This is a genomic window from Gemella haemolysans ATCC 10379 (genome assembly GCF_000173915.1).
Lineage (GTDB): Bacteria > Bacillota > Bacilli > Staphylococcales > Gemellaceae > Gemella > Gemella haemolysans.
Window position 1 is genome coordinate 282,063 of record NZ_ACDZ02000014.1, and the last position, 14,285, is coordinate 296,347.

A 14,285-nucleotide genomic window follows, 5' to 3' on the forward strand; every position below is an offset into this window, starting at 1 on the left:
TACTTTTTAAAAAGGAATATTAATAAAGAAAATGATTGTTTGAAAAAATCTCAAACAATCATTTTGCGTTAATTCAATGAATTTTAATACATTCTCTTGAAATAGTTCTAAAAAAACAAAAAATTCAGACAAATCAGTTTATTATATGTAAATATAATGTTATAATAGTAATGTTGAAAAGAAATTAATAAAATGAGGTATTGTTTAATGATGAAAATTGAAACTAAATTAGCTCAATTAGGAAATAGAAAAGATAAAGTAACCGGTGCTATTGTAACTCCGATATACTTATCTACCGCATATGCGCATCCTGGACTAGGAGAGAGTACAGGTTATGATTACACAAGAACAAAAAATCCTACTCGTACAATTTTAGAAGAAGGATTGTGCGAACTTGAAGAAGGGTGTCGTGCGATAGTAACGAGTTCAGGTATGAGTGCAATTCAATTAGTCTTTGAATTATTTGAATTAAATAGTGAATTTCTTGTTTCTAGAGATTTATACGGTGGAAGTTTTAGATATTTTGATGAACTTGAACGTAAAGGTGCACAGAAGTTTGTCTATTTTACAGATGAAGAAGATCTTGAAGTGAAAATTACAGAAAATACAAAGGCTGTATTTATAGAAACACCAACTAATCCATTGATGCAAGAAGTTGATATTGAAAAAATTGCTAAGATTGCTAAAGAAAAAAATGCTTTATTAATAGTAGATAATACTTTATTAACACCATTAAGACAGAAACCATTAACTATAGGGGCAGATATTGTTGTTCATTCGGCTACAAAATATTTAACAGGACATAACGATATTTTAGCTGGAGCTGTAATTACTAATAATGAAGAAGTTGGAGAAAGATTAGCATGGATTTCTAATACAACAGGGGCTGTATTGTCATCGTTTGATAGTTGGTTGTTCATTAGAAGTTTAAAAACTTTGCCATTACGATTTAATCAACAAGAAAAAAATGCAATGAAATTAGCAAAAGAATTGGAAAAAAATCCAAATGTTAAAGAAGTTCTATATCCAAATAGGGGGGCTATGTTAAGTTTTAAACTTCACGATGCTTCTAAAATTGATAAATTTTTACGTTCGTTAAAAATAGCAATTTTCGCTGAAAGTTTAGGAGGAGTAGAAACATTAGTTACTTATCCTACAACTCAAACACATTTCGATATTCCAGAAGAGTTACGTCTTTCTTATGGTCTTACACCAGATTTATTAAGGATTTCTGTAGGAATTGAAGATATTGAAGATTTATTAGAAGATTTTACACAAGCATTAGAGGTATAGAGGACAAGTAAAATGAGTAGAGTAGAAGAATTTGTAAATAAGTATTATGTCGAAAGAAGAAATACAAATAGTTTAAAATGGGATGCTTTAGAGGAAAGATTTGGCGATAAAGATCTTCTTGCTATGTGGGTAGCTGATATGGAATTTAAAACACCAGATAGTATAAGAGAAGCATTAATTGAGCGTATCGATCATGGGGTTTTCGGTTATACTAAGTTACCTGAAAGTTATTATGATCAATATAAAAAATGGCATAAGCAAAAATACGATATCAATGTAGAAAAACAATGGATAAGATTTGCTCCTGGTATTGTTCAAGCAATTTTATGGGTAATTCATGCGTACACGAAAAAAGACGATTCAGTTATAATTATGCCGCCTGTATATTATCCTTTTGCTAATTCTATTAGGAATAGTGGTAGAAAACTAGTTGAATCACCATTGCTTGAGGAAAACGGTAAGTTTAAAATAGATTTCGATACATTTGAGAAAGAAATTCGTGATAACAATGTAAAATTATATATCCACTGTTCACCTCATAATCCGGTGGGTAGAGTATGGACGTTAGAAGAACAAAAACGAGTGTTTGAAATTTGTGAAAAATATGATGTTCTAGTATTATCTGATGAGATTCACCAAGATTTCACATATAATAATCATAAGCAAATTTCTGCATTAGCACTGGAAGATGGAAAATATAATCATCGTCTTATTGTTGCTAACTCAGGTTCAAAAACATTTAATCTTGCATCATTAGTTCATGCAACTATATTAATTCCAGATGATGCTGTAAGAAAAGTCTTTGACGCGTATAAAAAAGAGAACTTAGAAGCGGAACCTAGCTTGCTGGGACAAATTGCTTTAGAAGCTGGTTATAGAGAAGGTCATGAATGGCTTGAAGGCTTGAAGGAAACGGTATTATATAATTATAATTTATTATACGATACCCTTGCAGAAAAAGTTCCAGAGATTAAGGTATATCCGCTAGAAGGCACATATTTAGTTTTAGTGAATTTAGAAAAAGTACTAGATGTAAAAACAACAAAACAATTCATACAAGATGAATGTGGCCTAGCAATTGATTTTGGCCATTGGTTTGGTAAAGGTTATAACAAGTATATTAGAATAAATCTAGCGACTAGCCCAGAAAATGTTAAAGAGGCTATTAATAGAATAATTAAAAATTGTAATAACTAGAATTAATTAAGAATGAAGAACTTAGAGATTTTCTCTAGGTTCTTCATTTTATTAGTAATAAAAAAACTACCCAGAAGCCTGAGTAGTTAATATAATTATTTAGCTAGGTTTGATTTATATCTAGCAGCTGCATTTTTGTGGATTAAGTTAGTTTTAGCAGCTTTATCGATTTTTTTGTAAGCAAGGTTTACTAACTCTGCAGCGTTAGCAGCACCTTCAGATTTAGCTACTTTAGCTTTTTTAATAGCTGTACGCATTTCAGATTTTTTAGCTGTGTTAGCAGCATTAGTTTTAGCATCTTTTCTTACGCTTAATACTGATGATTTAATGTTTGGCATTCGATTCACCTCCTGATTATAGTTTTTATTACTAAGAAATATTAATTAATATTCTTAATTACAATGAATTAAGTGTTGTTAGATACAACTACCTCATTTTAACATATTAAAAATGTAAATGCAAGATATTTTTATAAAAATTTTAGTATTACATTATTTTTTTATAATTTTTTATATTTTTATTGACTAATGGATATAATATGTGTTAGTATAAATGACGTTGATATTTAATTTTACATAGGTAAGGTTATTTGTCTTCTGACTTTATTATAATAAAAGATGTTTGAGAGATCCATCTATAAAAAAAACTTGAAGTACTGATTTCTCTTAATCAGTACTTCTTTAATTTCTCTTAAACAAGACAAGGAGATATATAATGAGAAATAATACAGTTAAAGTATTAACTATTCAAGCATTAATAGCAGCTATCTATGTTGTTTTAACAGTTGCTATCGCGCCATTTTCATACGGTGCTATTCAATTACGTATTAGTGAATCACTATCTCAATTAGTGGTATTTAGTAAAAAATATTGGTTCCCTATAACTTTAGGTGTAGCAATAGCAAATATTTTTAGTCCACTTGGTATAGTTGATGTGTTCTTTGGAACGTTAGGAACAGGTTTAGCGTTAGCTATCAGTATTTTTGTATTCAAATTCGTAAAAAATAGAATCGCTAGACACATCCTTAATATTGTTATTTACTTAGTGGTTTGTATGCCAATTATTGCATATGAAATTGCTATTTTTAGCGGTGAAAACTCTGCAAGAGTGCCATTTGAATTTGAAGCGTTCACAGCAATTTATGGATCACTTTTATTATCACAAGTTGTTGTAATGGTAATCGGTATTGTTATTACAGAAGCCCTAAATAAAGCTATTGATCTTAAAAAAGTATTTGAATAATATTCATAAAAAATCGTTAAGAAATTTACTTAGCGATTTTTTTTGTTTTTGTATTGACCTTTACGTAACGTAATAGTATATAATAGGTATATTACTGGTGAAATATATCGAGAATTTAGGAGCGAAGATGAGAATAAATGAAGTCGCAAAACTTACAGGAGTTAGTGCAAGAACGTTGCAATATTATGACGAGATAGGATTATTGATTCCAGAAAAATTAAATAATGGATATAGAGATTATTCAGATGAAAATTTAGATAAACTTCAAAAGATTCTATTTTATAGATTTCTAAAGTTTAAGTTAAATGATATAAAAGAATTACTTGATGGAGATATTGATAGTTTAAAAATACTTGAACAGCAACGTGAATTAATTTTAAAAGAAAAAGAGAATTTTGAAATAATTCTTCATAATATAGAAAAAACAATAAAAACATATAAAGGAGAACAAAAAATGACTATAGAAGAAAAATTTAATGGATTTAAAAAAGAGGACTTAAATAAGTATGAAGATCAAGCTATAGAAAAATATGGAAAAGGAACAATAGAAGAATCTAAAAAAAGACAGAGTGGTAATGAAGATATAGTTGCTGAGAAATTTAATAGTATTTTTCGTTCAATGGCTGAATATAGAAAAAATAATATAAATATAGAAGAAAAAGAAGTTCAATCGAAAGTCGAAGAATTATATAACTATATGAATAAGTATGCTTTCGATTGCAGTGTAGAAGTATTCTCGTATATAGGAAAAGGATATTCTCAAAATCCAGAATTTAAAAAAAATATAGATAAATTTGGAGAAGGGGTAGCTGAATATACTTCTAGAGCTATAGATGCATATTGTAAAAGTAGATTAAATAAGTAATCTATAGAAGAAATGGCTAATTTAGAATTCTTTTGAAATTTTTTTAAAAAAACTATTGACAAATGAAATTATATATATTAGAATAATTAAGTCAGTTGAAAATGTACCGTAGACAGTAGGGGGAGAAATCCTTAATTAACCTACCGAGGACAAAATTCGAAAAGAAACTTATGTGCCTTTTTGTATGTTCTCGCATGCAGGAAGGTTTTTTTAATGGTACTGAAATTGATAAATCTACTTAGGAGGAAGTTCAATGTCAAAAGCTATTGAGAGAAAACAAGAGTTAGTAAATCAAATCGCAGAAGAAATTAAAGCAAGTTCTTCAGTTCTTATTGCTGACTACCGTGGATTAAACGTTGCGGAAGTAACAGAATTACGTAACAACATGCGTAACGAAGGTTTAACTTTTAAAGTTTACAAAAACTCATTAGTTCGTCGTGCTATGGAGCAAGCAGGGATTGAAGGATTAGACGAAGTTCTAACTGGACCAAATGCTTTCGCTTTCTCAGCGGACGATGCTGTAGCTCCTGCTAGAGTTTTAAACGATTTCGCTAAAACAACACGAAAACTTAGAACTAAAAGCTGGTGTTATAGAAGGAAAAGTAGCAGATCGAGCTGAAATTAAAGCTATCGCGTCATTACCAAGCCGCGAAGGATTACTTTCAATGTTACTATCTGTGTTAACAGCGCCAATGCGCAATACTGCTTTAGCTGTTAAAGCTGTTGCAGACCAAAAAGCTGAACAAGAAGCTTAATAAATAAAAAATATTAAAAACATATAATTTAAAAATCGGAGGAAATTTATAATGACTAAAGAACAAAGTTTAGACGCTATCAAAGAAATGTCAGTTTTAGAATTAAACGACTTAGTAAAAGCAATTGAAGAAGAATTCGGAGTAACTGCTGCTGCACCTGTAGCTGTAGTTGGTGGAGCTGCTGCTGGAGCTGCTGAAGAAAAAACTGAATTTGACGTAGTTTTAGCTAACGCTGGAGACTCAAAAATTAAAGTAATCAAAGTTGTTCGTGAAATCACTGGAGACGGACTAAAAGAAGCTAAAGAAAAAGTTGATGGTGCGCCAGCAACACTTAAAGAAGGAGTTTCTAAAGAAGAAGCTGAAGAAATCAAAGCTAAATTAGAAGAAGTTGGAGCAACTGTAGAAGTTAAATAATTTCTATTCTAAGTAGATAAAAAGATAGATGTAAATAAACAATAATATTCTATTTGAGAATATTTGATACGATGATAATAACAAAAATAGTATATCTCAAGTGTCTAGCTATGGGATATACTATTTTCTTTCATTTTAAGAGGTGTCTTTATTATGGAACATTATTATACAAATAATCCGACGACCGAAAGTCGTGAAAAAATTATCAACTCAACAATAGCGAATGAGAATTTGAAATTTTATACAGATAATGGAGTATTTTCTAAAGAGAGTGTAGATTTTGGAACTAAAACAATGTTAGAAAGTTTCACTACGAATAAAGAAAATGCAAAGGTAGTGGATATTGGATGTGGATATGGAGTAATATCTATATTCTTAGCAAAAAAATACCCGACATATAAGTTTACTATGGTAGATGTAAACAATAGAGTATTAGAATTATCTAAAAAAAATATTGAACTAAACAAAATAGAAAATGAAGTAGAAGTACTAGAAAGTAGTTCCTTTGACAATGTTGTAGGAACATTTGATATAGTTTTAACAAACCCGCCTATAAGAGCCGGGAAAAAAATTGTACATAAAATAATGACAGATAGTTATGAACATCTAAATGCTCAAGGTGAGCTTTGGGTGGTTATACAAAAAAAACAAGGAATGGCTAGTTGTAAAAAATTATTAGAAGATACATTTTCAATGGTAGAAGTAGTAACGAAAAATAAGGGTTACTATATCCTGAAAGCCGTAAAATAATTGACAACTTGCTATGACTATGATAAAATGATATATTGCAAGTAATTCTATTTTCTTTTAGATAGAATTGCCAAAATTATATAAGTAAGTAAGAGAAAATATATATATTTTCTTTTTAGTTTTTAAGAGAAAAGCTGAGAGGTGACACAGTTGCAAAAAGTTAAATTTGGTAAGCACAGACAAAGACGTAGCTATGCTAGAATATCAGAGGTAATTGATTTACCGGACTTAATTGAAATTCAAACCTTATCTTATGATAAATTTTTAGAAACTGGTCTAAAAGATGTTTTTAAAGATGTATCACCAATAGAAGGTAATAATGATAAATTAAGTTTAGAATTTATCGACTATAAATTAGGAACTCCTAAATATGATGTTGATGAGTCTAAAGAACGTGACGCTACATATTCAGCACCTTTAAGAGTGCGCGTACGTTTAATTAATAAAGAACGTGACGAAATTAAAGAACAAGAAGTATTTATGGGTGAATTACCGTTGATGACTGAAACTGGAACGTTTATCATCAATGGTGCAGAACGTGTAATTGTATCTCAATTAGTACGTTCGCCTTCTGTATATTTTACAGAAGATGACAAACTTAAAGTTAAAAATATTCCAAATGCCTATAAAACAACTGTTATTCCTAACAGAGGAGCTTGGTTGGAATTTGAAAAAGATATTAAAGGATTAGTTTATGCTCGTATTGACAGAACTAGAAAAATTCCTTTAACAACGCTTATTAGAGCGTTAGGTTTTGAATCTGACGAATCTATTATTAAATTATTCGGTGAAGATACAGAACTATTAAATACATTAGAAAAAGATGAAAACCTAGATACAGGAACTGCGTTAAAAGTAATTTATGATAAATTACGTCCTGGAGAGCCAGCTAACGTAGAAACTGCAAAAGCGACTTTACACGGTAGATTCTTCGATCCAAGAAGATATGACCTTGCTAAAGTAGGACGTTATAAACTAAATAACAAACTTCACGTTGGTGAACGTCTAGAAAACCAAATTCTAGTTGAACCAATCGTTGATACAGAAACAGGAGAAATTTTAGTAGAAAAAGGTACTAAATTAACACGTGAAATCATTGATGGAATTTATGAAGAATTAGGAACTACAGCTAACGTAGTTGAATTCGATATGAATGAAAGTCTTGATGGAAGTGATAGCCTAAAATTACAATTATTCAAAATTGTAAACCAAGTTAAAGTAGGTAATGACTATGATATCGATGAATTAACTGATGATCAAGTGTTACACGTAATTGGTAATGGAGCACCTAATAAAGATGTTCTAACATTAACAATTGCTGATATCGTAGCAAGTATCAACTACTATCTATTATTAATCAGAACTCGTAGAAATAACGACGGATTTGAATTTGAATTAATCGGACGTGTAGATGATATCGACCACCTTGGTAACCGTCGTCTACGTTGTATCGGTGAATTATTACAAAACCAAATTCGTGTAGGTATTTCTCGTATGGAACGTGTTGTTCGTGAACGTATGAGTATTCAAGATACAAACGAAATTACTCCACAACAACTAATTAATGTAAGACCAGTTACAGCGATTATCAAAGAATTCTTTGGAAGTTCTCAACTTTCACAATTCATGGACCAAGTAAACCCATTAAGTGAGCTTACTCACAAACGTCGTTTATCAGCACTTGGACCTGGTGGTTTAACAAGAGAACGTGCTGGAATGGAAGTACGTGACGTTCACTATTCACACTATGGTCGTATGTGTCCGATTGAAACACCAGAGGGACCAAACATCGGTCTTATTAACTCACTTTCATCATTTGCGCGTATAAATGAATTTGGATTCATTATGACTCCATATAGAAAAGTTGAATTTGATGGAGAAGGTCGTCCATATGTAACTGAAAACGTACAATACTTAACAGCTGATCAAGAAGATAAATACGTAGTAGCACAATCAACAGCTAATGTTGATGAAAAAGGTTACTTCGTAGATGAAGAAGTAGTATGTCGTTTCAGAGGAGATAACACAGTTAAACCTCGTGAAATGATGAACTTTATGGATGTATCGCCTAAACAGGTAGTATCTGCTGCCACTGCATGTATTCCGTTCTTAGAGAATGATGACTCTAACCGTGCCCTAATGGGAGCGAACATGCAACGTCAAGCAGTACCATTAATGATTACTGAAGCACCATTCGTTGGTACAGGTATGGAGCACCTAGCAGCACGTGACTCAGGAGCTGCGGTTATCGCTAAATATCCAGGTATCGTTGAATACGTAGATGGAGCGAAAATTAAAGTACGTCGTATTGAAACTCTAGAAGGTAAAGAGATTAAAGGTGACTTAGATACTTACGTAATTCACAAATTCGTACGTTCTAACCACTCTACTGCTTACAACCAAAAACCAATCGTAAAAGTTGGAGATAGAGTAGAACCTAAAGATATCCTTGCAGATGGGCCATCTATGGATAAAGGAGAATTAGCTTTAGGTAAAAACCTTGTAGTAGCATTCGTAAACTGGGATGGATATAACTATGAGGATGCTGTTATCATGAGTGAACGTTTAGTAAAAGACGATGTTTATACTTCTATTCACGTAGAAGAATATGAAACAGATGCTCGTGATACAAAACTTGGGCCAGAAGAAATTACTCGTGAGATTCCAAACGTAGGTGAAAATGCACTTAGAAACTTAGATGCACGAGGAATCATTCGTATTGGGGCTGAAGTTAAAGATGGAGATATTTTAGTAGGTAAAGTTACACCGAAAGGATTAACTGAACAAACTCCAGAAGAAAAATTATTATATGCTATCTTTGGAGCTAAATCTAAAGAAGTACGTGATACTTCATTACGTGTACCTCACGGTGCTGATGGAGTAGTTGCTGATGTTAAAATCTTTAAACGTGAAGATGGTGCTGAATTACCTAACGGTGTAAATGAACTTGTTCGTGTATTTATCGTCCAAAAACGTAAAATTCGTGTAGGAGATAAAATGGCCGGTCGTCACGGTAACAAAGGGGTTATCTCAAATATCTTACCAGAAGAAGATATGCCTTACCTACCAGATGGTACACCAGTTGACGTAATGTTAAACCCACTTGGGGTTCCATCTCGTATGAACATTGGACAAGTATTAGAGCTACACTTAGGTATGGCTGCTAAACAACTTGGAATCCACGTAGCTACACCAGTATTCGATGGTGCTACTGATGAAGATGTTTGGTCTACAGTTGCGGAAGCTGGAATGGCTAAAGATGCTAAGACAGTTCTTTATGACGGACGTACAGGTGAGCCATTTGATAGCCGTGTATCTGTAGGGGTAATGTACATGATTAAACTTGCACACATGGTTGATGATAAACTTCACGCTCGTTCAATTGGACCATACTCATTAGTAACACAACAACCACTTGGAGGTAAAGCTCAATTCGGTGGACAAAGATTTGGTGAGATGGAGGTATGGGCACTTGAAGCTTATGGTGCTGCATATACTCTTCAAGAAATCTTAACGTACAAATCAGATGATACTAATGGTCGTGTTAAAACATACGAAGCTATCGTTAAAGGTGAAAACATTCCACGTCCAGGAGTTCCTGAATCATTCCGAGTACTTATGAAAGAACTTCAAGCACTAGGTATGGACTTCAGAGTAATGGATAATGAAGATAACGAAGTAGACATGGGTGATATAGATTTAGGAGATACAATTGATTTCCACGAATCACACAATCACAACCACAACGAAGAAGCTAATGAAACTGAAAAAGCTTCAAAAGAAAACACTGAAAATGGATATCAAAGTTTAGCTAACTTAATTCTATCTGATTCAGAAGAAGAAGTTGAAGAAGAATCAAGTGAAGAAACTTCAGGATATCAAGCATTAGCTAGTCTTTTAATGTCAGATACAGATGAGTATGAAGACGTTGAAGATGATACTGATGAAGAATAATATAAATTTTACAATTAATCACAAAGAACTATTCAAGGCATTTATACAAAAAAATAAAGGAGGTATGCTCCTTGATAGACGTAAATAATTTTGCATATATGAAAATTAGTTTAGCTTCTCCAGAAAAAATCAGAAGTTGGTCTTATGGAGAGGTTAAAAAACCTGAAACAATTAATTATAGAACTTTAAAACCAGAAAATGATGGACTATTCTGTGAAAGAATTTTTGGTCCAACAAAAGACTGGGAATGTGCTTGTGGAAAGTACAAAAGAGTTAGATATAAAAATATTAAATGTGATAAATGTGGAGTTGACGTAACTTTAGCTAAAGTTCGTCGTGAAAGAATGGGGCACTTAGAATTAGCTGCCCCAGTCAGCCACATTTGGTATTTCAAAGGTATTCCAAGTAGAATGGGTCTTCTACTTGACCTTAGTCCAAGACAATTGGAAGAAGTAATCTACTTTGCTTCTTACATTGTTATTGATCCAGGTGAAACTGACTTCATGAAGAAACAAATTGTTTCTGAGCGTGAAGTACGTGAAGCACGTAGCACATTTGGAGCAAACTCTTTCGTAGCTAAAATGGGAGCTGAAGCGATTCGCGATCTATTAGCTGAACTAGATATTGAAAAAGAACTTAAAGACCTAAAAAATGAACTTAAAGAATTAAGTGAAAGCAACTATAAATCTGGTCAAAAAGTTGTAAAAATCATCAAACGTGTTGAAGTATTTGAAGCATTTAAACATTCTGGAAATAAACCAGAATGGATGATTATGACTGTATTGCCAGTTATCCCACCTGAATTAAGACCTATGGTTCAATTAGATGGTGGACGTTTCGCAACAAGTGACTTAAACGATTTATACAGACGTGTAATTAACCGTAACAACCGTCTGAAAAAACTTATCGAACTTAAAGCTCCAGGGCTAATTGTACAAAACGAAAAACGTATGTTACAAGAAGCTGTTGATGCATTAATCGATAACGGACGTCGTGGTCGTCCTGTAACAGGTCCTGGTAACAGAACATTAAAATCATTATCTAATATGTTAAAAGGTAAACACGGTCGTTTCCGTCAAAACTTATTAGGTAAACGTGTTGACTACTCTGGACGTTCAGTAATCGTAGTTGGTCCAAACTTAAAAATGTACCAATGTGGATTACCTAAAGAAATGGCGCTTGAATTATTCAAACCATTCGTAATGCGTGAATTAGTTAAACGTGAGTTAGCTAATAACATTAAAAATGCTAAAAACCAAATCGAAAGAATGGAAGATCATGTATGGGATATCTTAGAAGATATTATTCGTGAGCACCCGGTATTACTTAACCGTGCCCCGACTCTTCACAGACTAGGTATCCAAGCATTCGAACCAATCTTAGTTGAAGGACGTGCAATTCGTCTTCACCCTCTTGTTACAACAGCGTTTAACGCCGACTTCGATGGTGACCAAATGGCCGTTCACGTACCTTTATCAAAAGAAGCACAAGCGGAAGCACGTATGCTAATGCTAGCTGCTCAAAACATCCTTAACCCTAAAGATGGTAAACCAGTAGTTACTCCATCTCAGGATATGGTATTAGGTAACTACTACCTAACACTTGAAAGACCTGGAGCAGTAGGGGAAGGTATGATTTTCAAAGATGCCGATGAAGCAAGAATAGCATACCAAAATGGATATATTCACCTTCACACACGTGTTGGTATCGCGGCTAAATCATTTGAAAACCCAACGTTCACAGAAGAACAAAACAAAAAATTACTTGTTACTACAATCGGTAAAGTAATCTTTAACGACATATTACCAGAAGGATTCCCTTATCTAAATGAACCTACAAAAGATAATTTAGAATCAGCTACTCCTGATAAATATTTCGTATCACCATCTGATCTTACAGAAGGTGGATTAAAAGCATACATTGCTGAACAAGAAGCTGTAACACCATTTAAAAAAGGTTTCCTATCGAAAATCATTTCTGAAATCTTTAACAGATTCCACATCACTGAAACATCTATGATGTTAGACAGAATGAAAGATTTAGGATTCAAATACTCATCAAGAGCTGGTATTACAGTAGGGGTAAGTGACGTATTCGTCCTACCAAATAAATATGAAATCTTAGCAGACTCACAATCTAATGTTGATAAAATCACAACATTATACAGACGTGGTCTATTAACAGAAGAAGAAAGATATCAAAACGTTATTGCACAATGGGCAAAAGCAAAAGATATCATCCAAGATCAACTTATGGACTCTCTTCCAGCTACTAACCCAATCTACATGATGAGTGACTCTGGAGCCCGTGGTAATGCGTCAAACTTTACACAGTTAGCCGGAATGCGTGGTCTGATGGCATCTCCATCAGGACGTATCATGGAAATGCCAGTACGTTCATCATTTAAAGAAGGATTAACAGTATTAGAGTTCTTCATCTCTTCTCACGGTGCGCGTAAAGGTCTTGCCGATACTGCGCTTAAGACAGCCGACTCAGGTTACTTAACTCGTCGTCTTGTAGACGTTGCACAAGATGTTATCGTTCGTGAAAACGACTGTGGTACATCTCGTGGATTAAGAGTTGCAGCACTTAAAAATGGAACAGATGAAATCGAAAGCTTACAAGAACGTCTTGAAGGTAGATACAGTAAAGAAACTGTTGTACACCCAGAGACAGGAAAAGTTATCGTTGAAGATGGTCAATTAATCACTCTAGATACAGCTAAAGAAATTGAAGCAGCTGGAATCGAAAGTGTTGTAATCAGATCAGCATTTACATGTAACTCTCGTCATGGAGTTTGTGAGAAATGTTATGGTAAAAACTTAGCTACAGGTGAAAAAGTAGAAGTTGGGGAAGCAGTTGGTACAATTGCCGCTCAATCTATCGGAGAACCTGGTACACAGCTTACAATGCGTACGTTCCACACAGGTGGGGTTGCCGGTGCCGATATCACTCAAGGTTTACCTCGTATTCAAGAGTTATTTGAAGCGCGTAATCCGAAAGGTAAGGCATTAATCTCAGAAGTAGATGGAACAGTTACAAAAGTTGAAATCGATAATAATCACGTACGTAGAATTTACGTATTAAGTGAAATCGGTGAAGAAAGAGAATATCAAGACTATGGTGCAAGCCGTATGTTAGTTAAAGAAGACGACAAAGTTAAACGTGGTCAAGCTTTAACAGAAGGTTCTATTGAACCAAAAGAATTACTATCAATTGCTGGATTAGAAGCTGTACAAAGTTACTTATTAACTGAGGTACAAAAAGTTTACCGTATGCAAGGGGTAGAAATCAGTGATAAACACGTTGAGGTTATGGTACGTCAAATGTTAAGAAAAGTGCGTGTAATCAATGCTGGAGACACTGATTTACTTCCAGGTTCGTTAGTTGATATTCACAAATTTACAGATGAAAACAAAAAAATCCTTGCGGTACGTGGAAACATGGCTACAGCTAAGCCTGTAATTCTAGGTATCACTAAAGCATCATTAGAAACTGAAAGTTTCTTATCTGCAGCTTCATTCCAAGAAACTACTCGTGTTCTTACAGACGCAGCTGTTAAAGGAAAAGTTGATAGACTTATGGGACTTAAAGAGAACGTTATCATTGGTAAGCTAATTCCAGCAGGAACAGGAATGGCAAGATATAATGACGTAGATATCAAAGCCGAAAATGAGCTTGAATTAGAAATGGATAACGAATTAAGTAGACCAATTGAAGAAGAATTACAGGAAGAATTAGGATCTATTTAATTTAGAACATAGAAAAGTTAATAGGAATATAAAAAAATATTATATTCCTATTGACAAATCTAT

Annotated in this window: 9 protein-coding genes, 1 pseudogene and 1 other annotated feature; of the genes and pseudogenes, 9 read left to right on the top strand and 1 reads right to left on the bottom strand. The window is 33.3% G+C overall.

Features of this window, described 5'->3' with window-relative positions; all coding sequences use genetic code 11:
* Positions 1 to 207: 207 nt before the first annotated feature.
* Positions 208 to 1,293: an aminotransferase class I/II-fold pyridoxal phosphate-dependent enzyme gene (locus GEMHA0001_RS06970; RefSeq protein ID WP_003145609.1), complete on the top strand. Its 1,086-nt coding sequence runs from the start codon at positions 208 to 210 to the stop codon at positions 1,291 to 1,293.
* A 12-nt stretch (positions 1,294 to 1,305) separates the two neighbouring features.
* Entirely contained in the window at positions 1,306 to 2,490 is a 1,185-nt protein-coding gene (locus GEMHA0001_RS06975; RefSeq protein ID WP_003145052.1) for a MalY/PatB family protein, read from the top strand.
* Between the two features lie 95 nt (positions 2,491 to 2,585).
* Here GEMHA0001_RS06975 and rpsT read toward each other — a convergent pair whose 3' ends face one another.
* Positions 2,586 to 2,828, bottom strand: coding sequence for a 30S ribosomal protein S20 (rpsT, locus tag GEMHA0001_RS06980; RefSeq protein WP_003145397.1), 243 nt, complete (start codon positions 2,826 to 2,828; stop codon positions 2,586 to 2,588).
* A 376-nt stretch (positions 2,829 to 3,204) separates the two neighbouring features.
* Between rpsT and GEMHA0001_RS06985 the strand changes: the two genes are divergently transcribed.
* The 7 genes and pseudogenes from GEMHA0001_RS06985 (at position 3,205) to rpoC (ending at position 14,222) form a co-directional block, all read left to right on the top strand.
* Positions 3,205 to 3,732, top strand: a complete 528-nt coding sequence (locus GEMHA0001_RS06985) for a QueT transporter family protein (RefSeq protein ID WP_003145555.1) — start codon at positions 3,205 to 3,207, stop codon at positions 3,730 to 3,732.
* Between the two features lie 127 nt (positions 3,733 to 3,859).
* On the top strand, positions 3,860 to 4,597 hold the full coding sequence (locus GEMHA0001_RS06990; RefSeq protein WP_003145127.1) for a MerR family transcriptional regulator: 738 nt from the start codon (positions 3,860 to 3,862) through the stop codon (positions 4,595 to 4,597).
* A gap of 88 nt (positions 4,598 to 4,685) precedes the next feature.
* Positions 4,686 to 4,817: a sequence feature (ribosomal protein L10 leader region), on the top strand.
* 33 nt (positions 4,818 to 4,850) lie between these two features.
* Positions 4,851 to 5,352 (top strand): annotated as a pseudogene (gene rplJ, locus GEMHA0001_RS06995) (50S ribosomal protein L10).
* A gap of 51 nt (positions 5,353 to 5,403) precedes the next feature.
* The gene (gene rplL / locus GEMHA0001_RS07000; protein ID WP_003144912.1) at positions 5,404 to 5,766 is read left to right on the top strand and encodes a 50S ribosomal protein L7/L12; all 363 of its coding nucleotides are present in this window, start codon (positions 5,404 to 5,406) and stop codon (positions 5,764 to 5,766) included.
* A 153-nt stretch (positions 5,767 to 5,919) separates the two neighbouring features.
* Entirely contained in the window at positions 5,920 to 6,516 is a 597-nt protein-coding gene (locus GEMHA0001_RS07005; protein ID WP_003144898.1) for a class I SAM-dependent methyltransferase, read from the top strand.
* Positions 6,517 to 6,666: 150 nt separating this feature from the next.
* Positions 6,667 to 10,470, top strand: coding sequence for a DNA-directed RNA polymerase subunit beta (gene rpoB, locus GEMHA0001_RS07010; protein ID WP_003144890.1), 3,804 nt, complete (start codon positions 6,667 to 6,669; stop codon positions 10,468 to 10,470).
* Between the two features lie 71 nt (positions 10,471 to 10,541).
* Positions 10,542 to 14,222: a DNA-directed RNA polymerase subunit beta' gene (gene rpoC, locus GEMHA0001_RS07015; protein WP_003145713.1), complete on the top strand. Its 3,681-nt coding sequence runs from the start codon at positions 10,542 to 10,544 to the stop codon at positions 14,220 to 14,222.
* Positions 14,223 to 14,285: the final 63 nt, after the last annotated feature.